The 23792-nt window shown below is 67.9% G+C and carries 21 protein-coding genes; 11 read left to right on the top strand and 10 right to left on the bottom strand.

Translation table 11 applies throughout. The annotated features are described in order from the left end of the window. Positions 1–9: 9 nt before the first annotated feature. Positions 10–1095 carry a 3-phosphoserine/phosphohydroxythreonine transaminase gene (gene serC, locus AC3IPM_RS11630; RefSeq protein ID WP_489299998.1) on the bottom strand — a complete coding sequence of 362 codons (1086 nt, stop codon included), beginning with the start codon at positions 1093–1095 and terminating at the stop codon, positions 10–12. Positions 1096–1184: 89 nt separating this feature from the next. Continuing rightward, positions 1185–1985 (bottom strand): FHA domain-containing protein, encoded by an 801-nt coding sequence (locus AC3IPM_RS11635; RefSeq protein WP_489299999.1) that lies wholly within the window; start codon positions 1983–1985, stop codon positions 1185–1187. A 121-nt stretch (positions 1986–2106) separates the two neighbouring features. On the opposite strand from AC3IPM_RS11635, the gene AC3IPM_RS11640 reads away from it, so the two are divergent. The 3 genes from AC3IPM_RS11640 (at position 2107) to AC3IPM_RS11650 (ending at position 4298) form a co-directional block, all read left to right on the top strand. Continuing rightward, a complete protein-coding gene (locus AC3IPM_RS11640) occupies positions 2107–2382 on the top strand; it encodes a polyhydroxyalkanoic acid system family protein (RefSeq protein WP_489300000.1) in 276 nt (91 codons plus the stop codon). 89 nt (positions 2383–2471) lie between these two features. Next, a complete protein-coding gene (locus tag AC3IPM_RS11645; RefSeq protein WP_489300001.1) occupies positions 2472–2966 on the top strand; it encodes a phasin family protein in 495 nt (164 codons plus the stop codon). Positions 2967–3263: 297 nt separating this feature from the next. After that, positions 3264–4298: a restriction endonuclease gene (locus tag AC3IPM_RS11650; protein ID WP_489300002.1), complete on the top strand. Its 1035-nt coding sequence runs from the start codon at positions 3264–3266 to the stop codon at positions 4296–4298. Positions 4299–4301: 3 nt separating this feature from the next. On the opposite strand, the gene hutC is transcribed toward AC3IPM_RS11650, so the two are convergent. Both hutC and AC3IPM_RS11660 read right to left on the bottom strand, forming a co-directional pair. Then, the gene (hutC, locus tag AC3IPM_RS11655) at positions 4302–5027 is read right to left on the bottom strand and encodes a histidine utilization transcriptional repressor HutC (RefSeq protein ID WP_489300003.1); all 726 of its coding nucleotides are present in this window, start codon (positions 5025–5027) and stop codon (positions 4302–4304) included. A gap of 30 nt (positions 5028–5057) precedes the next feature. Further along, positions 5058–6446, bottom strand: a complete 1389-nt coding sequence (locus tag AC3IPM_RS11660) for a formimidoylglutamate deiminase (RefSeq protein WP_489300004.1) — start codon at positions 6444–6446, stop codon at positions 5058–5060. Between the two features lie 63 nt (positions 6447–6509). On the opposite strand from AC3IPM_RS11660, the gene hutI reads away from it, so the two are divergent. The 6 genes from hutI (at position 6510) to AC3IPM_RS11690 (ending at position 14722) form a co-directional block, all read left to right on the top strand. Continuing rightward, entirely contained in the window at positions 6510–7709 is a 1200-nt protein-coding gene (gene hutI, locus AC3IPM_RS11665) for an imidazolonepropionase (RefSeq protein WP_489300005.1), read from the top strand. 23 nt (positions 7710–7732) lie between these two features. Beyond that, positions 7733–9274: a histidine ammonia-lyase gene (gene hutH, locus AC3IPM_RS11670; protein ID WP_489300006.1), complete on the top strand. Its 1542-nt coding sequence runs from the start codon at positions 7733–7735 to the stop codon at positions 9272–9274. Next, the gene (gene hutG / locus AC3IPM_RS11675; RefSeq protein ID WP_489300007.1) at positions 9271–10125 is read left to right on the top strand and encodes an N-formylglutamate deformylase; all 855 of its coding nucleotides are present in this window, start codon (positions 9271–9273) and stop codon (positions 10123–10125) included. Before hutH ends, hutG begins: the two co-directional genes overlap by 4 nt. Then, positions 10122–11789, top strand: coding sequence for a urocanate hydratase (gene hutU, locus AC3IPM_RS11680; RefSeq protein ID WP_489300008.1), 1668 nt, complete (start codon positions 10122–10124; stop codon positions 11787–11789). Before hutG ends, hutU begins: the two co-directional genes overlap by 4 nt. A gap of 289 nt (positions 11790–12078) precedes the next feature. Further along, entirely contained in the window at positions 12079–14187 is a 2109-nt protein-coding gene (locus AC3IPM_RS11685) for a TonB-dependent receptor family protein (protein WP_489300009.1), read from the top strand. Positions 14188–14305: 118 nt separating this feature from the next. After that, positions 14306–14722: an EF-hand domain-containing protein gene (locus tag AC3IPM_RS11690; protein WP_489300010.1), complete on the top strand. Its 417-nt coding sequence runs from the start codon at positions 14306–14308 to the stop codon at positions 14720–14722. A 44-nt stretch (positions 14723–14766) separates the two neighbouring features. Here the strand turns inward: AC3IPM_RS11690 and AC3IPM_RS11695 are convergent, their stop codons facing one another. After that, the gene (locus AC3IPM_RS11695; protein WP_489300011.1) at positions 14767–15204 is read right to left on the bottom strand and encodes a hypothetical protein; all 438 of its coding nucleotides are present in this window, start codon (positions 15202–15204) and stop codon (positions 14767–14769) included. A 61-nt stretch (positions 15205–15265) separates the two neighbouring features. Beyond that, positions 15266–16390 carry an agmatine deiminase family protein gene (locus tag AC3IPM_RS11700; RefSeq protein ID WP_489300012.1) on the bottom strand — a complete coding sequence of 375 codons (1125 nt, stop codon included), beginning with the start codon at positions 16388–16390 and terminating at the stop codon, positions 15266–15268. 148 nt (positions 16391–16538) lie between these two features. On the opposite strand from AC3IPM_RS11700, the gene AC3IPM_RS11705 reads away from it, so the two are divergent. Beyond that, entirely contained in the window at positions 16539–17408 is an 870-nt protein-coding gene (locus AC3IPM_RS11705; RefSeq protein ID WP_489300013.1) for a LysR family transcriptional regulator, read from the top strand. A 36-nt stretch (positions 17409–17444) separates the two neighbouring features. On the opposite strand, the gene AC3IPM_RS11710 is transcribed toward AC3IPM_RS11705, so the two are convergent. Both AC3IPM_RS11710 and AC3IPM_RS11715 read right to left on the bottom strand, forming a co-directional pair. Further along, the gene (locus tag AC3IPM_RS11710) at positions 17445–18404 is read right to left on the bottom strand and encodes a DUF2268 domain-containing putative Zn-dependent protease (protein ID WP_489300014.1); all 960 of its coding nucleotides are present in this window, start codon (positions 18402–18404) and stop codon (positions 17445–17447) included. 66 nt (positions 18405–18470) lie between these two features. Then, positions 18471–20714: a patatin-like phospholipase family protein gene (locus tag AC3IPM_RS11715; protein WP_489300015.1), complete on the bottom strand. Its 2244-nt coding sequence runs from the start codon at positions 20712–20714 to the stop codon at positions 18471–18473. A 177-nt stretch (positions 20715–20891) separates the two neighbouring features. Between AC3IPM_RS11715 and AC3IPM_RS11720 the strand changes: the two genes are divergently transcribed. Beyond that, positions 20892–21875: a hypothetical protein gene (locus AC3IPM_RS11720; RefSeq protein WP_489300016.1), complete on the top strand. Its 984-nt coding sequence runs from the start codon at positions 20892–20894 to the stop codon at positions 21873–21875. Positions 21876–21894: 19 nt separating this feature from the next. Here AC3IPM_RS11720 and AC3IPM_RS11725 read toward each other — a convergent pair whose 3' ends face one another. Beyond that, positions 21895–22782 carry a restriction endonuclease gene (locus tag AC3IPM_RS11725; RefSeq protein WP_489300017.1) on the bottom strand — a complete coding sequence of 296 codons (888 nt, stop codon included), beginning with the start codon at positions 22780–22782 and terminating at the stop codon, positions 21895–21897. 99 nt (positions 22783–22881) lie between these two features. After that, entirely contained in the window at positions 22882–23661 is a 780-nt protein-coding gene (locus AC3IPM_RS11730; RefSeq protein WP_489300018.1) for an SGNH/GDSL hydrolase family protein, read from the bottom strand. Positions 23662–23792 lie beyond the last annotated feature (131 nt).

The following is a 23792-nucleotide window of genomic DNA, read 5'->3' on the forward strand; positions in this document are numbered from 1 at the left end:
CGAGAAAACTCAGCCGTGGCGCTGCTGGAAGTCGGCCATGAAGGCGGCCAGCGCCTGCGCGCCCTCCACCGGCATGGCGTTGTACAGCGAGGCACGGATGCCGCCGACCGCCGCGTGGCCCTTCAGCGCCAGCAGGCCGGCCGCCTTGGATTCACTGACGAAGCGCGCGTTGAGCGTGTCGTCGGGCAGGAAGAACGGAATGTTCATGCGCGAGCGTGCCGCGGCCACCACGTCGTTGCGGTAGAAGCCGCACGACTGGTCGATGGCCTGGTAGACCAGGGCCGACTTGGCTGCGTTGCGCCGCGCGAATTCGGCCACACCGCCTTCGGCCAGCATCCACTGGAACACCAGCCCGGCCAGGTACCAGTTCCAGGTGGGCGGGGTGTTGAGCATGGAGTCGCGGGCCACATGCGAGCGGTAATTGAAGATGTCCGCGCGCGGCTGGCCGCTGCGCTCAAGCAGCTCGCGGCGCACGATGACCACCGAGACGCCGACCGGGCCGAGGTTTTTCTGCGCACCGGCGTAGATCAGGCCGAACTTGCTGACATCCAGCGGTTCACTGGCGATGGACGAGCTGAAATCGGCGAACAGCGGCACGCTGCCGACGTCCGGGGTGTCGCGGAATTCGACGCCGTGGATGGTCTCGTTGGCGGTGATGTGCACGTAGGCGGCATCGTCGGACAACCGCCAACTGTCGCGCGCCGGGATGTCATGGAAGCCGTTGGCTTCACTGCTGGCGGCGATATTGACGTTGACGTAGGGGCTGACCTGCTTGATCGCGGTCTTGCCCCAGTGGCCGGTGAGCACGTAGTCCACGGTCTGCCCGGGCTGGGCGAAATTGAGCGCCAGCAGCGCCTGCTGGGTGGTGGCACCGCCGGCCAGGAACAGCACGGCGTAGTCGTCGGGAATGCCGATCAGGCGGCGCAGGTCGGCATCGGCCTGGGCGGCCACGGACATGAATTCCGGGCCACGGTGGCTCATTTCGACAATGGAGGCGCCTGCGCCGTTCCACTCCAACATTTCTTCCTGCGCCTGGCGCAGGACCGATTCCGGCAGGGTTGCAGGGCCGGCACTGAAATTGAACGCGCGCGTCATGTCACACCTATGGGGCAAGACCCCTAGTATGCCGCAGCGCACCAGGCTTTAGGCCTTGCAGGACAAGGCCAATTTGGTTGCATTCGAATCTATCGCGCGCCGAACCAGAGCAGCCCGCTGATCGCAGCGGCCAGCAGCAGCGCGCTGGCCAGCAGCCACGGCCACCGGCTGACGCGGCGCGGCTTCGGCGCGGTGTCGGCAGGTGTGGGCAGGTCGAGCAGGTCGTCCTCGTCTTCGCTGACGATGCGCTGGCGGCCATCGTGCGGCACTTCCAGCACGAAGCGGTGCTGGGCGTCGAACACGAGTTGGTCGCCGGGCTGCAGCCAGCAATGGCGTACCACCACCCCGTTGACCCGGGTTGACTCGCCCGCGCCGAGGTCGCGCAGCAGCACGCGCTCGCCATGCAGTTCCAGCCGCGCATGCTGTTCGGCGAAGGCCGGATCGTCGATGACGATATCGGCCTCGGCGCTGCGCCCGATGATGCGCGGGCGGTCCAGGGTGAAGCTGCGGCCGTGGTGCTGGCCGCCGACCCCGCGCAGCAGGCGCGGCTCTTCGCCGCGATCATCGCTGCGCGACGGCGCCTGGATGAGGGCCTCGCAGTCGCCCTGGATCAGCATCTCCATGCCATCGGCGTAGACCGCATCGCCGGCGCGCAGCAGCGCCATGCGCCGCACCGGGCGGCCGTTGACGTGGATGCCGCGGATGCCGTTGGCAACCTGCAGCCACAGGCCGCGGTCGTCCAGGCAGAACTGCGCCAGCAACAGGTTGCCGACATTGTCGTCGCTGAGCCGGACCGTGCCCGAGGCGTGGCGCACGATCCGTTGCACCCCGTGCCGCAGGGGCTGGTCGGGGTGTTGGCGCTGGGTGAAGTGAACTAGCAGGTTCTGCACGCGGCGAAAGCCTATCAGGTTGCATGTCATCGAAGAAGAACTGTGACGCAGTCCTTGGAGTTGTGGCCGATGATGCGCACAATGCACGCCCTTTCCCCGCCGCCGCCCGCCAGGAGCGCACATGTCCAGCATTGATATCCGCCACGCCCATGCCCTGCCCGCTGAAGGGGCCCGCCAGGCCATCGAAGAAGTGGCCGCCAAGTTGGCCGACCGCTTCGGCCTGCAGAGCAGCTGGGCCGGCGAGGTGCTGAACTTCAACGGCTCCGGCGTGGATGGCGCGATCGCACTGGAGCCGGGCCAGGTCCACGTGACCGCCAAGCTGGGCTTCCTGCTGTCGGCCATGAAGGGCATGGTCGAGAGCGAGATCCAGCGCGTGCTGCAGGAAAAGCTGGGCTGAACCCTGCCCCCACCACGGTACCGGCCATCACGCCGTGCAACGATGTGGCTGATTAGGATCGGGGGCGTGTCCATCCACAGGATCGCCCCATGACTTCACAAGACGACTTTGATGAGCGCAGCCCTGGCGACAAGCCCTCGCTGCAGGACCAGGCCGAGCGTTTCTCGCGCAAGCTGACCGATTCGGCGCAGCAGGTATGGCTCGCCGGGCTCGGCGCGTTTGGTCGCGCCCAGGCCGAAGGTAGCCGCGTGTTCGACAACCTGGTCAAGGAAGGCGAAACCATCGAGGCGCGTAACCGCGAACAGGCCGGCGATGCCCCACGCTGGCGTGACAATGTCGAAGAGCACCTTGGCGAGGCCCGCGACAAGGCCTCCGGCACCTGGGACAAGGTGGAGAAGGCCTTCGATGACCGGGTCCAAGGCGTGCTCAAGCGCCTGCACATCCCCACCGCCGAAGACGTAGCCGCGCTGAATGCCCGTATTGATGCGCTGACCACCCGCCTCAACCGCGCCGAGGCCCGCAACGCCTCGCCCAATGCCGACCCCAGCCCGGGCACGCATCAGTCGCCGGGATCGGCACCCTGACCCGGCGGGCCTGATCGGCCGCCTCGATTGTTGCAAAGCAACACAACTTTGTTGACAATCGGAATCGACCCGCCAATCCGTTCATCGCCGTTTGTTCCCTCCCCTCACGGCTCTGGATTGGCGGGTTTTTTGTGGGCGCGATCCGGGCTCGGCGAAGCCGCCTGCACGACACGAAATGAGAACTGCGTCACCGACAGCGCGACCCGCACCGGCGCCGTGCGAAAACGACACCCCGCAGAGGCTCGCGGGCGCATATAAACTGTCTGTCGCACTCCCTGTTCACCATCTAGCATCTCAATGTTCTCCTGGATTCTGGCTCTTCTGCTGGCCCTCGTTGTGTGGTCCTTGGCCGCCGCCTACTTCTGGCTGGTGAAACGCCGTCGCAAGGAGACCCGACTGGGGCTCAATGCCTTGGCCGGCATGCACTGGCGCGATTTCTCCGAGATCGTGCGCCGCGCCATGCGCGAGCAGCGCGGGCTGCAGGATGTGCCCGGCGAGGCGGACGACAGCCGCGAGCCGCGTAGCGATTTCCTGATGAGCACTCCCCAGCAGCAACGCTGGCTGGTGTCGTGCAAGCACGGCCGTGCCTACCGGATCGGCACGGCGGCGGTGAACGAACTGGGCGCGGCCGCGCGCTTGGCCGGGGCCCGCGGCGGCATCCTGATCACCGAAGGCCGGGTTGAGCGCGATGGCCGCGTGGCCGCCGAGAAGCAAACGGTGGAAGTGCTGGACGGCCACCTGCTATGGCCGCTGCTGCAGCCCTACCTGCCCGGCGACCTGGAAGCGCGGGTAAAGAACGAAGCGCGCCGTGAGGCGATCCGGCGCATCTCGATTGCAGCGTTGGGGTCGCTGACCCTGGGCCTGCTCGTGGGCATGGGCTACCTCACCTCGCGATTGGACGACACCTCGTCGGCACCCCCCCTGGCCGCGCCGGTGACGGCATCTGCGGCGCCGGTCGCTGTAGCAATCGAGGCCCCGCCGGCCCCCGTTGCCGAGGTGGCGGCGCCCGCCGAAGCGCCTGCCGCCAAGCCCCCGGTTACCGCGAACGCGCCCACCATCGCTGGCAGCGAGGCCGACCCGGACCCGGCGACGCTGGCGCGTTACCAGAAAGAACTCACCCGCAACCTGGCCACCCAGCCCGGCGTGCTCAGCGCGTTCTGGCTGACCCGGCAGACGTTGTCGGTGAACCGTAGTGACGAGATCGAAACGGTGTGGCCGAAGATCTGCGCCGAGGTGAAGCGCTACCCGGCCCTGCGCACGGTGCGCATCCAGCTCAACCCACGCCCGGGCACCGACGAACCGGTGCGCTGGCGCCAGTGCGCCACGCTCTGAGGTTCAGCGCGCGCCGGGCGCGAAGCGGGCCACCAGGTCCCAGGCATCGCCCAGGAACATCTGCCGCACGCAGGTGATGGGCTGTTCGCCGCGCCAGGTGAGGCGGTCGATCACCAGGCAGGCGGTGCCCGGCTTGACCTCCAGCAGGGTGGCGGCGGCCTCGTCGGCGCCCCACGCGCTGATGCGGTGCTGGGCGCGCGTCCAGGACACGTTCTGCAGCAACCAGCTGCCCGGCGCGGTGGTTTCGAAATCCACCTCCAGCACCTCCGGCACCCCTACCGGGCTGATCAGGCGATGCTCCAGCGCGAACGGACGGCCATCGGCACGGTGCAGGCAGCGGATGGCCAGCAGTTTCTCGCCGGCCGACAGCGCCATTTCCTCGGCGGCCTGCGCACGCGGCGCCCGGTACGCGCGTTCCAGCAGCTGGTAGCCGTACACATGGCCACGCGCCGCCACGGCCATGGCGATATCGGGAATCTCCAGTGCCACCTGCTCCAGGTGCGGCGGTTGCCGCGCCACGAAGGAGCCGGCGCGGCGACGGCGCTCGATCATGCCGCTCTCGGCCAGCGCGGTGAGCACCTTGTTCACCGTCATCCGCGAGCAACTGTACTGCCCCATCAACTCGTGTTCGTAGGGAATACGAAACCCCGGCGGCCATTCCCCACTGAGGATGCGGCTTTCCAGGTCGGCGCGGATGCGCTGGTTGAGGGTGACGGATTTACTGCCCACGGGGGGTTCCTGGCTGGGGGGTGTGGGCACTCAGGCGGCCAGCAGCTGGCGCAGGGCGGCGGCGAACCGCGCCGCCACCGCATCACGCTGCAGGTGGCGGCCGTCGCGGACCAGCGCGCGCGCATTGCGCCACACCGATCGCACCGCACCATTACGTGCAGCGAACAGCCAGCTGTCAAGCAAGGCGTCGCCATCGCGGGCGATCAGCGCCGGGTGGTTGGGGTCCAGTTCGACCACGTCGGCCGGCGCGCCCACCTGCAGGCCACTGCCCACGCCCAGCGCCTGCGCGCCGCCGAGCAGGGCCTGCTCGTACAACCAGCGCCCGCTGGATTGGCTGTCATCATTGGCCAGCACGTTGCGCCCGCGCAACTGCAGGCGCTGGCCGTACTCGAGCAGGCGCAGTTCTTCGGCCGCGTCGATCAGCACGTTGGAATCCGAGCCCACCCCGAAACGGCCACCCGCGCGGGCGAACGCCTGCATCGGGAACAGCCCGTCGCCGAGGTTGGCTTCGGTGATCGGGCACAACCCGGCCACCGCGCCACTGGCCACCATCTGCTGCATTTCCGCAGGGGTGATGTGGGTGGCATGCACCAGACACCAGCGCGCATCCACCGCGGCATGCTCGTACAGCCATTGCACCGGGCGCAAGCCGCTCCAGGCCACGCAGGCATCGACCTCGCGGGTCTGCTCGGCGATGTGGATGTGCACCGGGCCGGCGTTGAGCGGCAGCAACGCGGCCAGTTCCTCACCGGTCACCGCGCGCAGGCTGTGCGGGGCCATGCCGAGTACGGCGTCGTCCATGCCCTGCAGCGCGCGGGTGCAGCCCTGCAGCAGCGCGGCGAAACCGTCCACGTCGTGGATAAGCCGGCGCTGCGCCGGGTTGGGCGCGGCACCGCCGAAATCGGCATGCGCGTAGAACACCGGCAGCAGGGTCAGGCCGATGCCACTGCCCTGGGCGGCGGCGGCGATACGCTCGGCCATCTCGGCACGATTGGCATACGGCGCACCATCGGCGGCGTGGTGCAGGTAGTGGAACTCGCCAACCCGGGTGAAGCCCGATTCCAACATCTCCACATAGGCCTGCTCGGCGATGGCCTGCACCGCCTCGGGCTGCAGGTGGGCCAGGAAGCGGTACATCAGCTCGCGCCAGCTCCAGAAGCTGTCGCCGCTACGCCCACCCACCTCGGTCAGCCCGGCCATGCCGCGCTGGAAGGCGTGGCTGTGCAGGTTGCCCAGGCCCGGCACGGCGATCGCCAGCGCGGTGTCGCCCGGCTGCGCAGGCACCCCGGCGCTGACCTCGGCCAACTGGCCGCCGGCGCAGACAATGCGCACATCGCGGGCCCAGCCCTGTGGCAGCAGCGCATGGGCGGCGTGGAAAACGAGCGGTGGGTTCACCGCAGCGGCAGGGTTGGCTGGCATCACTGGACATCCCGGAAGTGGCGCCTATATTGTATAGACATATAAGCCGATGTGGTTGCTGCCATGCACGTTGACACCCTCTGGTACCACGCCCACCTGATCACCGTCGATGGCCCCGGCCTGGGCGTGATCCGCGATGGCGTGATTGCCGCTACCGATGGCCGCATCGTCCACGTTGGCGCCGCCGGCTCGGACGCGCACCTGCAACCGGCGCAGCGCATCGACTGCGCCGGGCGCTGGATCAGCCCCGGCCTGATCGACTGCCATACCCATCTGGTCTATGCCGGCAACCGCGCCGGGGAATTCGAGCAACGCCTGCAGGGCGTGAGCTATGCCGATATCGCCCGCGCCGGCGGTGGCATCGTCTCCACCGTGCGTGCCACCCGCGCCGCCAGCGAAGCGGAACTGATCGCCACCAGCCTGCCGCGCCTGGATGCGATGCTGGCCGAAGGCATCACCACCGTCGAGATCAAATCCGGTTACGGGCTGAGCCTGGACGATGAGAGCAAGCAACTGCGCGTGGCACGTGAACTGGGCCGGCTGCGCGCGGTGGAGATCGTGCCGACCTTCCTTGGCGCGCATGCGATTCCGCCCGGGCGCGAGGCGCAGGAGTACATCGACGAAGTCTGCAACGTGATGATTCCGGCGGTGGCCGCGCAGGGCCTGGCCGAAGCGGTGGATGTGTTCTGCGAGAACATCGCCTTCAGCACCGCACAGGCCGAGCAGGTCTTTGTGGCGGCCCAGCAGCACGGGCTGGCCATCAAGATCCATGCCGAGCAGCTGAGCAACCAGCACGGTGCGGCGCTGGCCGCGCGCCACGGCGCGCTCTCCGCCGACCATATCGAACACCTGGACGCCGACGGCATCGCCGCGATGCGCGCGGCCGGCACCGTGGCCGTGCTGCTGCCCGGCGCGTTCTATTTCACCCGCGACACCACCCTGCCCCCGATCGCGGCACTACGCGCGGCCGGCGTGCCGCTGGCGTTGGCCACCGACAGCAATCCGGGAACGTCGCCGCTGACCAGCCCGCTGCTGGCGATGAACATGGCCGCCACCCTGTTCCGCCTGACCGTGGAGGAGTGCATCGCCGGCTTCACCGTGGAAGCGGCGCGTGCGCTGGGCCGGCATGACCGGATCGGCCGGCTGGCGGTTGGACTGGACTGCAATCTGGCCCTGTGGGAGATCGAGGCACCCGCCGACCTGGTCTACCGCATGGGCTTCAACCCGCTGCACGCGCGCGTGATGCGCGGCCTTCCCGCCTGAACCCTGAGATGTCTGGAGATTCCATGAGCACGACCCTGACCCTGCGCCCCGGCGCAGTGACGCTGGCGCAATGGCGCGCGATCCACGACGGTGCCCGCGTGCGCCTGGACCCGGCTTCGGCCGACGCGGTGCTGCGCAGCGCGCAGACCGTGGCGGCGATCGTCGCCAAGGGGGAGCCGGTGTACGGCATCAATACCGGCTTCGGCAAGCTGGCCAGCGTGCGCATCGAGCGCGAGGACCTGGAAACCCTGCAGCGCAATATCGTGCTCTCGCACGCGGCCGGCGTGGGCGAGCCGATGCCGGCGCCGGTGGTGCGGCTGATGATGGCGCTCAAGCTGGCCAGCCTGGCCCAGGGCGCCTCGGGCATCCGCCCGGAAACGCTGGCCCTGCTGGAAGCCTTCCTGCAACACGACATCGTGCCGGTGATTCCGTGCCAGGGCTCGGTGGGCGCGTCGGGCGATCTGGCCCCGCTGTCGCACCTGGCCAGCGTGATGATCGGTGTCGGCGAAGCCTTCGTCGGCGGCGAACGCCTGCCGGCCGCGCAGGCATTGCAGCAGCTCGGCCTGGCCCCGCTGGTGCTGGGCGCCAAGGAGGGCCTGGCCCTGCTCAATGGCACCCAGTACTCCACCGCGTATGCGCTGGCGGGCCTGTTTGCGATCACCACCGTGTTCCAGGCCGCGCTGGTCACCGGCGCGCTGTCGGTGGAAGCCGCCAAGGGCTCGGATACCCCGTTCGACCCGCGCATCCACAGCATCCGCGGCCAGCGCGGGCAGATCGCCACCGCCGCCACCCTGCGCACGCTGATGCAGGGTTCGGCCATCCGCGAATCGCATCGCGACAACGACGTGCGCGTGCAGGACCCGTACTGCCTGCGCTGCCAGCCGCAGGTGATGGGCGCCGCGTACGACGTGATGCGCCAGGCCGCCACCACGCTGGCGATCGAAGCCAACGGCGTGTCCGACAATCCACTGGTGTTCACCGACACCAACGAAGCGCTGAGCGGCGGCAACTTCCACGCCGAGCCGGTGGCCTTCGCCGCCGACATGCTGGCCATGGCCATCTGCGAAATCGGCTCGATCAGCGAGCGCCGCACCGCGATGCTGGTCGACCCGGCGCTGTCCGGCCTGCCCGCCTTCCTCACCCCCAAGCCGGGCTTGAATTCGGGCTTCATGATTCCGCAGGTGACCGCTGCCGCGCTGGTCTCGGAGAACAAGCAGCGCGCCTACCCGGCCAGCGTCGATTCGATCCCGACCTCGGCCAACCAGGAAGACCATGTGTCGATGGCCGCGCACGGTGCACGCCGCCTGCTGGCGATGGCCGAGAATGCCGCCAACGTGGTCGGCATCGAACTGCTGGCCGCCGCCCAGGGCTGCGACTTCCACAGCGGCCTGCGCTCCAGCGACGCGCTGGAAGCGGTGCGCCAGCGCCTGCGCGCGCAGGTGCCGACCCTGCAGGACGACCGTTACTTCCACCCGGACATGCTGGCCGCCACCGCGCTGGTGCGCAGCGGTGCGCTGGCCGAGGGCCTGGCCGACGTGCTGCCGCAGGTGGAGCCGCTGGCATGAACACCGCCCCGGAATGGCTGCAGGTACACGAAGGCGACGCGCCGTTGATCGTCAGCTTCCCGCATACCGGCAGTGAGCTTCCCGACGAACTGGCCGAGCACTTCGTGTCGCCGTGGCTGGCCCGCCGCGACGCCGACTGGTGGGTGCACGAACTGTACGAGTTCGCCCGCGGCATGGGCGCCACCACGGTGCGCACGGCGGTCTCGCGTTCGGTGATCGACGTCAATCGCGACCCCAGCGGCGTGTCGCTGTACCCGGGCCAGAACACCACCGGCCTGTGCCCGCTGACCACCTTCGACAACCAGCCGCTGTACCGCGCCGGCCACGAACCGGATGCGGCGGAGATCGCGCGCCGTCGCGACACGTATTTCGCGCCCTACCACGACGCCCTCACCGCGCAGATCGCCCGCCTGCGCGCGCGCCACGGCACCGTGGTGGTATACGACGCGCATTCGATCCGTTCGCATATCCCGCACCTGTTCGATGGCGAGCTGCCGCAGTTCAATCTGGGCACGGCTGGCCCCTCCGGCGCGGTCGATACGTCCTGCGACAACACGCTCAGCGACGTGGTGGAGAACCTGCTGAAGATCAGCAGCCTGTCCCACGTACGCAACGGCCGCTTCAAGGGCGGCTGGATCACCCGCCACTACAGCGACATTCCCGCCGGCGTGCACAGCCTGCAGATGGAGCTGGCCTGCCGTGGCTACCTGCACGAACCCGCACCGGACCAGGTGGACGAACACAGCTGGCCCACCCCGCTCGACCCCGACCACGCCGCACCGTTGCGCCACACCCTGGCGCAGGTGCTCAACGCCTGCCTTGCATTCGCTACGAACCGGAGCGCCGCATGACCCGCAATGACCCGTCCCGCACCATCATCGCGCCGACCGGCACCACGCTCACCGCCAAGAGCTGGCTGACCGAAGCGCCGCTGCGCATGCTGATGAACAACCTGCACCCGGACGTCGCCGAGCGCCCGCAGGAACTGGTGGTATACGGCGGCATCGGCCGCGCCGCACGCGACTGGGAGAGCTTCGATGCCATCGTGGAGACGCTCACGCGGCTGGACGATGACCAGACCCTGCTGGTGCAGTCGGGCAAGCCGGTGGGTGTGTTCCGCACCCACGTGGACGCACCGCGCGTACTGATCGCCAACTCCAACCTGGTGCCGCGCTGGGCCAACTGGGACCACTTCAACGAGCTGGACAAGAAGGGCCTGGCGATGTACGGCCAGATGACCGCCGGCAGCTGGATCTACATCGGCGCGCAGGGCATCGTGCAGGGCACCTACGAAACCTTCGTGGAAATGGGCCGCCAGCACTACAACGGCAGCCTGGCCGGCAAGTGGCTGTTCACCGGTGGCCTGGGCGGCATGGGCGGCGCGCAGCCGCTGGCCGCGGTGATGGCCGGCGCCTCGTGCCTGGCAGTGGAATGCCGCAAGAGCAGCATCGAGATGCGCCTGCGCACCGGCTACCTGGACACCTGGACCGACAACCTGGATGAAGCACTGCGCCTGATCGAGGAATCGTGCACGGCCAAGAAGCCGCTGTCGGTAGGCCTGCTGGGCAATGTCGCCGACGTGCTGGACGAGCTGCTGCTGCGCGGGGTCAAGCCGGACCTGCTGACCGACCAGACCTCCGCGCACGACCCGGTCAACGGCTATCTGCCGCAGGACTGGACGGTGGAACAGTGGGACGACAAGCGCGTGTCCGCCCCGAAGGAAGTGGAAGCCGCCGCGCGCGCGTCGATGGCCAACCACATCCGCGCCATGCTCGCCTTCCATGCCCTGGGCGTGCCGACCGTGGACTACGGCAACAACCTGCGCCAGATGGCGTTGGAAGAAGGCGTTGAAGATGCCTTCGACTTCCCCGGCTTCGTGCCCGCCTACATCCGCCCGCTGTTCTGCCGCGGCATCGGCCCGTTCCGCTGGGCCGCACTCAGTGGCGACCCGGAAGACATCGCCAAGACCGATGCCAAGGTCAAGGAACTGATTCCGGACAACCCGCACCTGCACCGCTGGCTGGACATGGCCGCCGAGAAGATCAAGTTCCAGGGCCTGCCCGCACGCATCTGCTGGGTCGGCCTGGGCGACCGTGACCGGCTGGGCATGGCCTTCAACGAAATGGTCGCCAACGGCGAACTGAAGGCGCCGGTGGTGATTGGCCGCGATCACCTGGACAGCGGCAGCGTCGCCTCGCCCAACCGCGAAACCGAAGCCATGCGCGACGGCTCCGACGCGGTCTCGGACTGGCCGCTGCTCAACGCCCTGCTCAACACCGCCAGCGGCGCCACCTGGGTGTCGCTGCACCACGGCGGCGGCGTCGGCATGGGCTTCTCGCAGCACAGCGGCATGGTGATCGTCTGCGACGGCACCGAAGCGGCGGCCAAGCGCATCGCGCGCGTGTTGTGGAACGACCCGGCGACGGGCGTGATGCGACATGCCGATGCCGGGTATGAGATCGCGCTGGACTGCGCGAAGGAGAAGGGCTTGGATCTGCCGGGGATTCTCGGCTGATGCAACAGCGTCCCGGCCAACGGCCGGGACCTACCAGGACGGGTAGAGCCACGCCATGCGTGGCTGCTTTTCGTTCCGCTGCCATGAACATCTGCCGCGTGTCTTCAATCCGGCATTCCGCGCGGTGAGGGATCTGCGCGGCTGACGCCGCGATAGCCACGCATGGCGTGGCTCTACCCTATGGGCTTCGGAGGCGTTGCGTGGGCGTGGCGGACGCGGATTGCCGGGTGACGTTTGGGCTGCCACCTGTTAACTTGCGCGCCACGTAAATAGTTTACAGGCCTCTCCCATGCCTTTGCTGTCGTTCCGCGCTACCCCGTGCCCGCTGTTCCTCGCTCTCGCCGTCATTCTCAGCTCGCCCGCCCACGCCGCCCCCCAGGCCACCACCCTGGACGCGGTCAACGTCACCGCCGCCAGCGAGATCGAGCAGGCCCGCGCCGCGCTCAAGCGCGTGCCCGGCGCCGGCAACGTGATCGACCTGGCCAGCAGCGATCGCCGCCTGTCCACCAGCGCCGATGTGCTGGCCTACCAGCCCGGCATCAGCGCGCAGTCGCCCGGCAACGAGGGCGCCAAGGTCTCCATCCGCGGCTCGGGCATCAACCGTGGCCCGGGCGCGCATGCCTCGGGGATTGCGGTGTCGCTGGATGGCCTGCCGCTGAGCGGCCCCGGCGGCACACCCTACGAGCTGCTGGAACCGCTGTGGCTGAGCCGCGTGGACGTACTGCGCGGTGCCAACGGCTTCGAGCGCGGCGCGCTGGCCCTGGGCGGCGCGATCAACTACGTCAGCCGCAGCGGTCGCGATTCGGCCGGGTTGGAACTGCAGTATGAAGCGGGCAGCCGCGGCTATCAGAAGCGCAGCTTCGGCTATGGCGGGGTGAGCGGCGATCTCGACTACTACCTGGCCTACACCGAGAGCGAAACCGACGGTTACCAGTACCACGCCCGTGGCGAGGGCAAGGGCGCGATGGCCAACGTGGGCTGGCAGATCACCCCGCAGCTGGAAACCCGCTTCTTCGTGCGCTATCGCGAGACCGATCACGAAACACCCGGGCGGCTGACCCGTGACCAGATCCGCAACGATCCGCGCGCGGCCAATCCGGCCAACCTGGCCATCGATGCGCGCCGCCCGCAGCCGGGCAGCACGTTCATCGGCAACATGACCACCTGGCAGATCGATGACGCGTCTTCGCTGCAGGCCGGGCTGGTGTACCACGCCTACCCGATGGACTTGAACGAGAGCCTGTACCGGCAGCAGCTGGACTACAGCAACCTCAACGCCACGCTGGACTACCGCCACCGCCACATCCTGTTCGGTCGCGACAGCGTGACCACGCTCGGCCTGCGTGTCACCCACGATCTGGATGCCGACGTGCGCGAGACGCTGCGCTTTGCCAGCAATGGTTACGCCGCCGGCACGCATACGCGCGATTTCTCACACCATGGCACCGACAGCACGCTGCACCTGGGCAACGACCTGGCACTGAGCGATGCGCTGCACTTGCAGACCGGCGTGGCCCTGATCAACACCCGCCGCGATGTGCAGGTGACCTGGCCGGCCACGCCCGAGCGCCTGAAAAAGACCGACTGGGACTACGCCCCGCGCCTGGGCTTCACCTGGCAGCAGAGCGCGCAGCTACAGTGGTTCGGCAACATCAGCCGCTCGGTGGAACCGGCACATCCGTGGTCGATGATCTGGGGCTCCAACCAGTATTTCCCCGCCGGCAACGGCGCCTCCAGCGGCCGCCAGCGCGCGCCGGTGAACCTGGTCAACCAGACCGCCACCACGCTGGAGCTCGGCGCGCGCGGTGACAGCGCACTGGGTCGCTGGGAACTGACCGGCTACTACGCACACGTGCTGCACGAACTGCTCACCGTGGAAGTGCTGCCGGTACCAAACCTGTTCGTGGCCGAGAACAACGCCAGCCCCACCGTGCACCGCGGTATCGAAGCCGGCCTGGACAGCACGCTGTGGGAGGGCCGCGATGGACGCCTGTCACTCCGCCAGGCCTACACCTTCAGCGATTTCCGCTATCGCCACGACGCGCGCTTCGGCAGCAATCGTCTGCCCGGCCTGCCGCGCCACTACTACCAGGGCGAGCTGCGCTACGACCATCCGGCCGGCTTCTACGCGGCGCTGAACACCGAGTACGCCTCGGCGATGTTCGTGGACTACGCCAACAGTTTCCGCGCCGACAATCACCTGATCTTCGGCAGCCGCGTCGGCTATGACGCGCCCGGCGGCCGTTGGCAGGCCTGGGCCGAGCTGCGCAATATCGGCGACCGCCACTACGCGGCCACGGTGACGCCGGGCTACAACGACGGTGGCAAGGATGTCGCACGTTCCACCCCGGGCGAAGGGCGCGGGGTCTACGCCGGGTTGCGCTGGCGCTTCAACTGACCCACCGCTCCGGCGTGTGCCACCGTAGAAATACCGGTGGCGCCGGCGTGGATTACCGTGGCGGGTGGACCGGCAGCGGCGGACACTGACGGCTCCCGCCGGTTCCGCCGAGTGCCCCGTGACCGCCATCGCCTCTTCCTTCTTTGCCGCCCTGGTGCTGGGCCTGTCCGCCACTGCCGCCGCGCACGCCCAGGATATTCCGACCACCGCGGCCGCCCGTTTCGCGCAGCTGGACCGCAATCAGGATGGCCGGATCAGCCTTGAGGAATACGGCGGCGGCGCCTTCTTCCGCGCGCTCGACACCGACCACAACTACCGGCTCAGTGCCGCCGAACTGCAGGCGGTGCTCGGCCGGCAACGTGACGGCCAGCCCTCGGTTGCCGACCGCATCCGCGTGGCCGATCTCAACGGCGATGGCGAGCTCAGCGCCGAGGAAGTAGCGCGGTCTGCGCAGATGCGGTTCCAGTGGCTGGACGGCAACCACGACGGCTCACTGGATCTGGCCGAACTGCAGGCGGGCTTCGGGCGCGGCTAGTGGGCCGGCCGCGCCGTGGAAGCTGCCAAGGGCAGCATCCCGGCTCAGGCGTGCGGATCGTCCGGCGCATGATCGAGCAGGAACTGGCTGACCCGGCGGCGCAGCTCCAGGTCGGCGGTATGCCGTGCCACCTCGTTGGCACGCAGCGCGAAGTCATACGCGGTGGCGGCTTCGTCCAGTTCGAGGTGGCGCTGCGCCAGTTCCATGCAGATCGAGGCTTCGGCCTCGGCAGTGCCCAGCTGCCGCACCTGCAGCAGCGCACGCTGGTACAGCCCGATCGCCACGGTGTCATCGCGGGTGAAGTCGGCCAGCGTTTCCCACAGGAACGGATGGTCGCGGCCGGCCTCGGCCATCGCATGGCAGAACTCACGCAGCTCGCCATGCAGCCGCCACTGCGCGCGGGTATCGCCCACGCTGGACGCATCGGCAATGGCCCGGGCAATGCCGAGTACGTGCTGGTGGATGTCGTCGGGGATGTCCATGGCTGAATCCTAACGCACCACAACGGTTACGCCGCCCGCCGACCCGCACACCTGGAAGGCACTACACCTGCGGCATGTTCTTGCTCACGCAATGGATACCGCCACCGCCGGCCGCGATCGGGTCGATGTTGATCTGCTCGATCACCCGGTCCGGGTACAGCTTGGCCAGCAATGCACGGCAATAGGCATCGGCGCGCGCATCGCCGAACTGCGGGGCGATCACCGCACCGTTCACCGGCAGGTAGTTGATGTAGCCCAGCGCCAGGTCCGGGTTGTCGCGGGTGTAGATGTTGCTGCGCCCATTGCGCGGCGGCGGCAGGGTGTGCACCTGCAGGCGGCGGCCATCGGCGTCGGTGGCTTCGTTGAGGATCTCCAGATGCTCGCGGGTGACGTCGTAGTCGTAGGACTCCGGGTCGTTGTCCAGGTTGGCGATCACCACGCCCGGGCGCACGAAGCGGGCGTAGAAATCCACGTGTGCATCGGTGATGTCCTGGCCTTTGATGCCGGGCAGCCAGATCACCTTGCGCAGGCCCAGGCGTGCCTTCAGCTCGGCCTCGATCAGCGCGCGGCTGGCACCGGGATTGCGGTTGCGGTTGACCCAGCAGCTTTCGGTGAGAATCGCCGTGCCATGCCCGTCCACCTCGATGCCACCGCCCTCGCCCACCAGCGTGCTGCGCACCAGGGTGGCTTCCATTTCCTCGGCCAGCACCGCCGCCACGCGGGTATCGTTGCCGGCGCGCTGCTTGTTGCCCCAGCCGTTGAAGTTGAAATCGACCAGGCCCAGCCCGCCATTGCCGTCGGTGAGGAAGCAGCCGCCGTAGTCGCGCACCCAGACATCGTCGAGTGGCAGGTCGATGAAATCGATGTTGCTGCTGCCACAGCGGCTGCGCGCCAGCGCCAGCTGTTCGGGGCGGCACAGCACCGTCACCGGCTGATGGCGGGCGATGGTGCGCGCCATCAGTGCGATGGTGTCGTTGACCGCCGCGGCGCTGTCTTCCCAGACCCGCGGTGAGGCCGCGAAGGCCACGATCATGCGTTCCTGCGGGCCGTGCTCATCGGGCATGTACCAGCGCCCGGCGGTGGCGGCCTGCGCCGACCCCACCACCCCGCCCAGCCCACACGCGGCCAGCCCGCCAAGGCCGGCGGCAGCGCCCAGTTGTTGGATGAAATGGCGACGGGTGTACATGGCATGCTCCAGCGGCAGAGGATGTGAAGAAAGGATGACTTATGGGTCCGGCCGATGGCCTCACCCGTTGAAATCCATCCTAGGCCTGTACCCCGGCCGCCACAAACGATAGATTCAGCGCATTACTGATCAGTCCGGCTTATCGATCATGCTCAAGCACTGGCCACCCCTGAACGCCCTGCGCGGCTTTGAAGCCGCCGCGCGGCTGGGCAGTTTCCACAAGGCCGCCGAGGAACTGCACCTCACCCAGTCGGCGATCAGCCAGCAGATCCGCGGGCTGGAAAGCTATCTGGAGCAGCCGTTGTTCTTCCGTCAGGGGCGCAGCGTGAGCCTGACCGATGCCGGGCTGGACCTGCTGGGTACCACCCAGGCGATGCTGCGCCAGCTGTCGGCCGGCATCCGCCGGCTCGATCAGTACCGCAAGCCCAACCAGCTGATCGTCAACACGACCCCGGCGTTCGCGCGGCACTGGCTGGTACCGCGCCTGGCCGATTTCCAGCGCCGCGAGCCGCAGGCCGACCTGTGGCTGCTGACCAGCGAAGAGATCCCGGACATGGCCAGCCAGACCATCGATGTGGCCGTGCGCGATGACCTCGATGCGCAGGCCGAATGCAGCCTGCGCGTACTGCTGGAAGACCGCCTGTATCCGGCCTGCCATCCGCAGGTGCTGGCCCTGCCACCGGCGCAGCGCACCACGTTGCATGGCGAGCGCGAGATGGACTGGAGCCACTGGCAGGTGCAGGGCGGCGCCGATGTCGGCCAGCGCAGCGAAGGCCTCAACTTCTCCGAGCCCGGGCAACTGCTGGACGCCGCCAGCCAGGGCCTGGGCATCGCGCTGGTCAGCGAACTTCTCTCCACCGCGGCGCGTGCGCAGGGGCTGCTGCAGCCTATGGACGCGACGTCTGTAGGTGGCCCGCGCTGGAGTTGGCTGCTGCACCAGGACAGCGCGCGCGACCCGTTGGTGATGAGCTTCTGCCATTGGTTGCTGGAGGCGCTGCACCACCCCGCTTCAACCTGAGACGCCATGCGCGGATGCCGTTGCCGGCGCGCGCGATCACCGCGCCGCCGTCCTCGCCGCTACACCGGTCACCTTGGCCGGCATCCACATCCCCGGCGTCCAGCCGCTTTGGACCAGGATCGCCTTCGGATCGTCCTGCCGGATCAGCGCACGGATGGCCTCGCGCTTGTCGCTGGCCTGCAGGTAGTACGCCTTGGCGATGCGGTAACCCACCCAATAGCCCAGGTCGTACGGCTCGCGCGACCCGGCTTTGTGGTTGTACAGCCACGGCGACAGGTCGGTGCTGTCCATGTCCAGGGCGAACGCACTTTCGATGTGCACTTCCTTGCCACGCGTCCACTCGGCATGGCGCCCATTGCCCACATTGCCGGAGGTCAGCTCGGTGATGAATTCCGCAATGCCCTCGCCCAGCGACTCCCGCAGCACCGTCGCCCGCGGATCGCCCGGCTCGAACTCGCGCGCGTCCTGCTGGATATGCACGTACTCGTGGGCAATCACATGCACGAAACGGTCCTGCACATTGGCGTGCATGAAGTCCGCCGCGCACAGTGCCTCCAGGCCGATGATCACGCCCTTGGAATGGGTCATGCCCACCGGTTTGCCGCGCCCCACCACGATGGCCACGGGCGGGAACCGCGTCTGCGGATAGATGGCCTGCAGATTGGCGAACACCTTCACCAGCCGCTGGCGAACGGCCGGTAGTTCGGCCAGACACGCGCGGCCATTGGCATACATCGCCGGATCGCGCGCGATCGCCTCGGCCATGCGCTCAGGCGTGACCCGGCGCAGCTTCGTGAACGCGGCCAGGCTCGGTGTGCCCTGCGCCAGATACTGCGTCAGCTGGGCCACGCTGGGCTTGCCGGCGCTGGCCTCGTACAACGCGTAGAAGCGGCTGGCGTCGCCGGTAAGAATATCCGGCCCCGGTGGTGCGGCCCCGGCCATACCTGCGGCACCGGCCATGGCCAGGGCAAGCAGGCAACGCAACGTCACGAACATGGTTCCATCCTTGGGGGTGCACACGTCAAGCGCGCAATCTATCACCTGGATATGGCGGCGCCCCGCTCAGAACCCATCCAACGTGCGCAGCAGTGAGCCGAAAGTCAGGTAGAACGCATCCCGCCCGCCCTGCGCGCGCCCATAGCCGAGGAACACCGGCCCCAGGAACGTATCGGCGCCGACGAAAATGCTGCCGGCGGTCTGCATGTCCTGGATGTCCACGTCGTCGCGGCGCTGCCAGAAACCGCCCCATTCCAGGCTGCCGCCCACATACAGCGGAATGGTCAGCAGCGAATCGGCGTGGGCGAAGCGCCGGTAGTAGAGCACCCGGGTCAAGGCCGTCTGCGGGGCGAAGATCGCCTGCTCGGGATAGCCGGACAGGTTGCCCAGACCGCCGAGGAAACCGTAGGTGGCCAGCAGGTCGTCGCCGCCATGCGCGGAGGACGCGCGTACGCCGGCCAGCCAGCGGTTGTGCCCGTGCGACCACGCACCATCCCACTGCAGGCGGGTGACCGCGGCGGGGTCATCGGTACCCAGCGCCGAAAGATAGTGCTGGCGGGTCAGCGACAGGCGCTGGCCGCGGCTGGGGAAGGCCGAACTGTCGATGGAGTCATGCCGCAGCTGCCAGCCGACACTGCCCATGTCGGCCCGGTAGTTACCCAGCTCGACGGGATTGCCGACATCCAGCCGCAGTCGCTCGCGGCCACGTTCGACAAAACCGGCCAGCTCCCAGTCCGGATGCGGCGAGTACGCCCAGCGCAATCCGCCCAGCCACTGGCTGTAACGGAACTCGGCCAACGCCCCGCCCGTGACCAGGGCCAGGTCCAGATCGGTGGCGCGGTACTTGGCATAGCTGGACAGCGCATGCCGGCCGCGGTTGCCGAACGGGCGGTAGTACTCCACGAAGGCCTCTTCCACCTCGCCCAGGCCCAGCCGCAACTTCAACTCCGCGCCTTGATCACTCAACCCGGTGCGGGTCATCTCGGTGATCAGCTGGTAGTTGCTGCTGCCGTCGAAATCATCGGACAGGCGCAACGCGAAATGCAGGAAATCCGGCCCCCAGCGTTTGTCCTGCGGCGCCACCACCAGCCCCTGCTGGCCATCGCGCTGGCCCAGCTGCCATTGCACCTGTTCGTAGCGGCCCTCGCCGTACACAGTGGCCACTTTCTGCTCCACCCGGTCCGGCACCAGCGGCGTTCCCACCTCCGGCTGCAGGCGCTGGTCGATGTAGCGCGCGGTGCGGGTGCCGCCCTGCAGCACCTCGACGAACGCCACGATCGGGGCGTCATAGGCAGGGGGACGATGCTGTGCCTGGAACGCGGCATAGTGCCCGGCATCCACCTGGAAACGCTGCACCGCCACCAACTCGGCCTGCGCGGCCTGCTCGCCGACACCCACCGCCTGCGGCGACCGGTTGAAATCCTGGCTGCCCATGTCACCCAGCGGCGGGGTGATCAACAGATCCTGCGGACCCAGCGTGGCGATCTGCGCCTCCACTTCGCGGCGCATCAGTACGCTGGCCATCTGGTGGCTGATCGCCAGCGGCGAATCCAGCTGTTCCTCGGTGAGCAATGGCGAGCCCACCCGCGACACGATCAGCCGCTGCGCGCCCAGCTTGCGCGCCTCTTCGATGGGCACGTTGTCGACCACGCCGCCATCCACCAACAGCCGTCCTTCGTAGCGTACCGGTGCGAACACCCCCGGCACCGACATGCTGGCGCGGATCGCCAGAGCCAGGTCACCACGCGCGAACACCACCTTGTCGCCACTGACGATATCGGTGGCGATGGCCCGGAACGGAATCGGCAGCTGGTCGAAGTCCTCCACCTGCCAGGTTGGTAGCAGCAGGCGGCGCAGCAGCATCTGCAGTTTCTGGCCCTGGATCAGCCCACGCGGGAAGGCGATCTTGCCATTGCTCAGGCCCACCTCCACCCCGCCGAGCAGGCGCAGGTCATCCTCCTTGCGGCGCATGCTGCGCTCCTCGCGCGGCGGCTTGTCACGCAGCACCTGCGCCCAGTCGATACGGTCCAGCACCGCCTCGATCTCATCGGCACTGTAGCCGGAGGCATACAGCCCGCCGACCACCGCGCCCATCGAGGTGCCCACGATGCAATCGATCGGCACGCGCTCGCGCTCAAGCACCTTGAGTACCCCGATATGCGCCGCCCCGCGCGCGCCGCCACCGCCGAGCACCAGACAGGTACGCGGGCGCTCGGGTGAAACGGGTGCGCCCGGATCGGCCGCCACGACCCCGGGCGAGATCAGCAGCAGTGCCGCCATCGCCACAGCAAGATTGATTCCGATATGCATCACGCTCCCCGTGCGGCAGTGTCGACAGGCCGATCCCCGGCCCAGGCACTTTGCCTGCGCCAGGGCACAGCGTCCATCCTCAGGTGTGCAAGAACCGCAGCCTGCCTGTGCGCTTCTCCAGTGCCTGTGCCAGACTCACAGCGGCAGGATGCCAGGGCAAGGCTAAGGAGTGTGCAGATGATGATCGTTCCAGCGTACTGGGCCGAAGCGCGGCTGGAAGACCGGTATAGGGGGCGCCCCGTGATCGTGCGCCGCTTTGGCTGGTCCGATGACGGCCCGGAGGAGGCTCAGACGCATGCCGACACACGTGCCCGCGAAGCACTTGATGCCCTGCTGCGCGGACAGCCCGTTCCGCGCCGGGAACGTCGCACGCGCTACGGCGTGGAGGGCGTGCCGATCCGCGAGCAGATCGTGCAGCGTACCGATGACGCCATCGTCACCCGCAACAGCTACGGCGCGCTGTGCCTGAACAGCCCGGACGTGCTGTTCGCCGATATCGACCACCCCATCACCCGCACCGGTTGCGCGCTGCCCCTGCTCGGTGCCCTGGCCTTGTTGGTGACCGGCGCGTTGGTCGGCGGCGCACTGGGCAATTTCAACGTCGGCCTGGGCGTTGGCGGTGCGCTGATGGTGCTGGTCAATGAAGCGATGGCGTGGCGACGCAAGCGCCGGCTGGCACTGGCCGGCGGCGTGGAGGGCCTCGCACTGCAACGCGTGCAGACATTCTGCGACCACCATCCGGGTTGGCACCTGCGCGCCTACCGCACGCCTGCCGGTCTGCGTGTGTTGGCCATGCACGCCACGTTCGCACCGCACGACGCCGCCGTGCACGACTTCTTCAATGCGCTTGGCACCGACGCGCTGTACGTACGGATGTGCAAATTGCAGCACTGCTTCCGCGCACGCCTGACCGCCAAGCCGTGGCGGATCGGCATTCGGCAGCGCATCCGCCCGCCGGTGGCGGCGTGGTCGGCCGAACAGGCCGACGATCCGCAGCGGCTGGCGTGGATCGCCCGCTACGAAAAGCGCGCGGCCCGTTCTGCTGCCTGTGCCTATGTGCGCAGCTTCGGTGATGAGCATCGCGTGGATGCCCGCGCCGAGCGCGTGCGCGAACTGCACGACCGGCTGTCGCGTGCGTTGGAGGCGCTGCCGCTGGGGTGAGTGCCGATGGTAACTGCGCTTAGTCGTTGCCGGCGAGGAACCAGACCGGCTTCAACGGCAGCATTCGGCGCGCTTCGTCGTCCAGCTGCTGGTAGTGCTTGGTCCACAATTCGACCAGCTCATTTCCACCGATCAGTGTCACCCGTCGGTGACTCTGTCGCGCCTCGAAATCCGCGTCCTTGGTGAAACCCGACAAGGCGACGAACAAACCAACATCACCCTCGCCCAGAACCGCCATGAAGCTGCGCAGCCCCATCACATCGATGCGGGGTGAATTGGCATTGCGCTTGACCTGCACCTTGATGCGCGGCGGGCGCGTACCGAGCGGATCGTTGAAGGCAATAATATCCACGCCCCCATCCTTGCCCGGCGGCGCCACCCACCCAACGTGGTAGCCCATCGCGCGCAGCAGGCACGCCACCAGATCCTGGAACTCATAGGGCGGCATGGCGGCAAGATGCAGGGCAATCTCGCTCCATGCCTGCTCTTCGGCATACTCCAGCGTCAAGCCAGCCGCGTTCTCCACCGCCGTATCGTCCAGGGTGTCCGCTTCGACTGCAGGCTGGGTATGCTTCCATTGCTGGTACAGGCGCACTGCCTGTCCGTAGAAAGCCCCCGGATCGGGGTACATCTGCACGGCAGCCGCGCCTTCGACAGTGACGGTCCAGATACCCTTTTCCTTCACCAGCCAACCGGCTTTGACCGTATCGACCGTGGCGAAACGGACAATCTTTTCGAAACGCCGCCCCCCGGACGCATACTCCCCAGCTTCGTATTCACTCAACTGGAAATGTCCTGCCAGCTGATGCAGCGCTTCCGCTGCGCGCATGCCCTCGGGTCGCTGCATCAGAAGCACGAAAAGCTGGCGCATGAACTGTCCGGTTCGCGCTTTAGTGATCTCCGCCATGCCTTGGTACCCGACTGTTCTTGAATGGCCGAAGTATAGGTGTGATCGCTACGCAGCTTCCACACGATGGCGGTCGCCAGCGATGCCGGGCGGGACGACTCAGTTCCCCGGCTGCGCCAGCGCCGCAGCGATGGCCTTCTCCGCCAACGGTGCCATCCGTGCATAGCCTGCGCCGGTTGGATGCACGCCATCTTCGGCCAGCGCCTTGTCCAGCCCACCATCACGATTGCGCATGGCCGCGTGGTAATCCAGATAGATCACCTTGTGCATCCCCGCCCAACGCTGCAGTGCAGCGTTGAGCGCACGCACCTTTGGCGCTGGCCGGATGCCCGGTTGCCACGGGTATTCGCTGACCGGCAGTACCGAGGCGAGCACCACGTGGATGCCGTGCGCCTGCGCCAGCTCCACCATCGAGTGCAGGTTGTCTTCGATCATCGCCTGCGTGGCCGGCCCGGTGTTGCCGGCGATGTCATTGGTACCGGCCAGGATCACCACCACCGCCGGCTTCAGCGCGATCACATCCTGGCGGAAGCGCAGCAGCATCTGTGCGGTGGTCTGCCCGGAGATGCCGCGGTTGATATAGCCCTTGCCGGGAAAGAACGTCGCACTGCCGGTCTTGCCCCAGCCTTCGGTGATGGAGTCGCCGAAGAACACCACCCGTGGCGTACCGGCCACCGGCGGCGGCAATGTCGCGTTCTCGGCGGCGTAGCGCTGCAGTTGCGGCCAGTCGGTGAGTTGGCGCTGCAGATAGCGCACCTGGTCGGGCGTGAGCGACTCGACAGGCGTCACGTAGAGCGGATTGACGGCCGGCGCATCGGCTGGCGCGGCGTTGCCTGCCTGCACGGCAAGAACAATGCCGAGGACAGGGGCAACAAGCATGCGGGTCCGCTTGGACATGGTCGCACTCACGATGAGGACTGAACGCCAGTCTATCCCCATCGCGCCGGCCCGCCTGAAACAGCAACGGCCGCATCGCGAACGATGCGGCCGTCGATGGAGGCCCTGGCGGA

The sequence above is a fragment of the Stenotrophomonas sp. GL_111 genome (genome assembly GCF_057835245.1).

Bases quoted from the DNA above. Each gene is read 5' to 3' on its own strand.
- AC3IPM_RS11715 (WP_489300015.1), bottom strand. From the start codon at position 20,714: ATGCATATCGGAATCAATCTTGCTGTGGCGATGGCGGCACTGCTGCTG.
- hutU (WP_489300008.1), top strand. From the start codon at position 10,122: ATGACCCGCAATGACCCGTCCCGCACCATCATCGCGCCGACCGGCACC.
- AC3IPM_RS11660 (WP_489300004.1), bottom strand. From the start codon at position 6,446: ATGCCAGCCAACCCTGCCGCTGCGGTGAACCCACCGCTCGTTTTCCAC.
- hutI (WP_489300005.1), top strand. From the start codon at position 6,510: ATGCACGTTGACACCCTCTGGTACCACGCCCACCTGATCACCGTCGAT.
- AC3IPM_RS11640 (WP_489300000.1), top strand. From the start codon at position 2,107: ATGTCCAGCATTGATATCCGCCACGCCCATGCCCTGCCCGCTGAAGGG.
- AC3IPM_RS11730 (WP_489300018.1), bottom strand. From the start codon at position 23,661: ATGCTTGTTGCCCCTGTCCTCGGCATTGTTCTTGCCGTGCAGGCAGGC.
- AC3IPM_RS11710 (WP_489300014.1), bottom strand. From the start codon at position 18,404: ATGTTCGTGACGTTGCGTTGCCTGCTTGCCCTGGCCATGGCCGGTGCC.
- AC3IPM_RS11645 (WP_489300001.1), top strand. From the start codon at position 2,472: ATGACTTCACAAGACGACTTTGATGAGCGCAGCCCTGGCGACAAGCCC.
- hutG (WP_489300007.1), top strand. From the start codon at position 9,271: ATGAACACCGCCCCGGAATGGCTGCAGGTACACGAAGGCGACGCGCCG.
- AC3IPM_RS11695 (WP_489300011.1), bottom strand. From the start codon at position 15,204: ATGGACATCCCCGACGACATCCACCAGCACGTACTCGGCATTGCCCGG.
- hutH (WP_489300006.1), top strand. From the start codon at position 7,733: ATGAGCACGACCCTGACCCTGCGCCCCGGCGCAGTGACGCTGGCGCAA.
- AC3IPM_RS11700 (WP_489300012.1), bottom strand. From the start codon at position 16,390: ATGTACACCCGTCGCCATTTCATCCAACAACTGGGCGCTGCCGCCGGC.
- AC3IPM_RS11650 (WP_489300002.1), top strand. From the start codon at position 3,264: ATGTTCTCCTGGATTCTGGCTCTTCTGCTGGCCCTCGTTGTGTGGTCC.
- AC3IPM_RS11705 (WP_489300013.1), top strand. From the start codon at position 16,539: ATGCTCAAGCACTGGCCACCCCTGAACGCCCTGCGCGGCTTTGAAGCC.
- serC (WP_489299998.1), bottom strand. From the start codon at position 1,095: ATGACGCGCGCGTTCAATTTCAGTGCCGGCCCTGCAACCCTGCCGGAA.
- AC3IPM_RS11720 (WP_489300016.1), top strand. From the start codon at position 20,892: ATGATGATCGTTCCAGCGTACTGGGCCGAAGCGCGGCTGGAAGACCGG.
- AC3IPM_RS11725 (WP_489300017.1), bottom strand. From the start codon at position 22,782: ATGGCGGAGATCACTAAAGCGCGAACCGGACAGTTCATGCGCCAGCTT.
- AC3IPM_RS11685 (WP_489300009.1), top strand. From the start codon at position 12,079: ATGCCTTTGCTGTCGTTCCGCGCTACCCCGTGCCCGCTGTTCCTCGCT.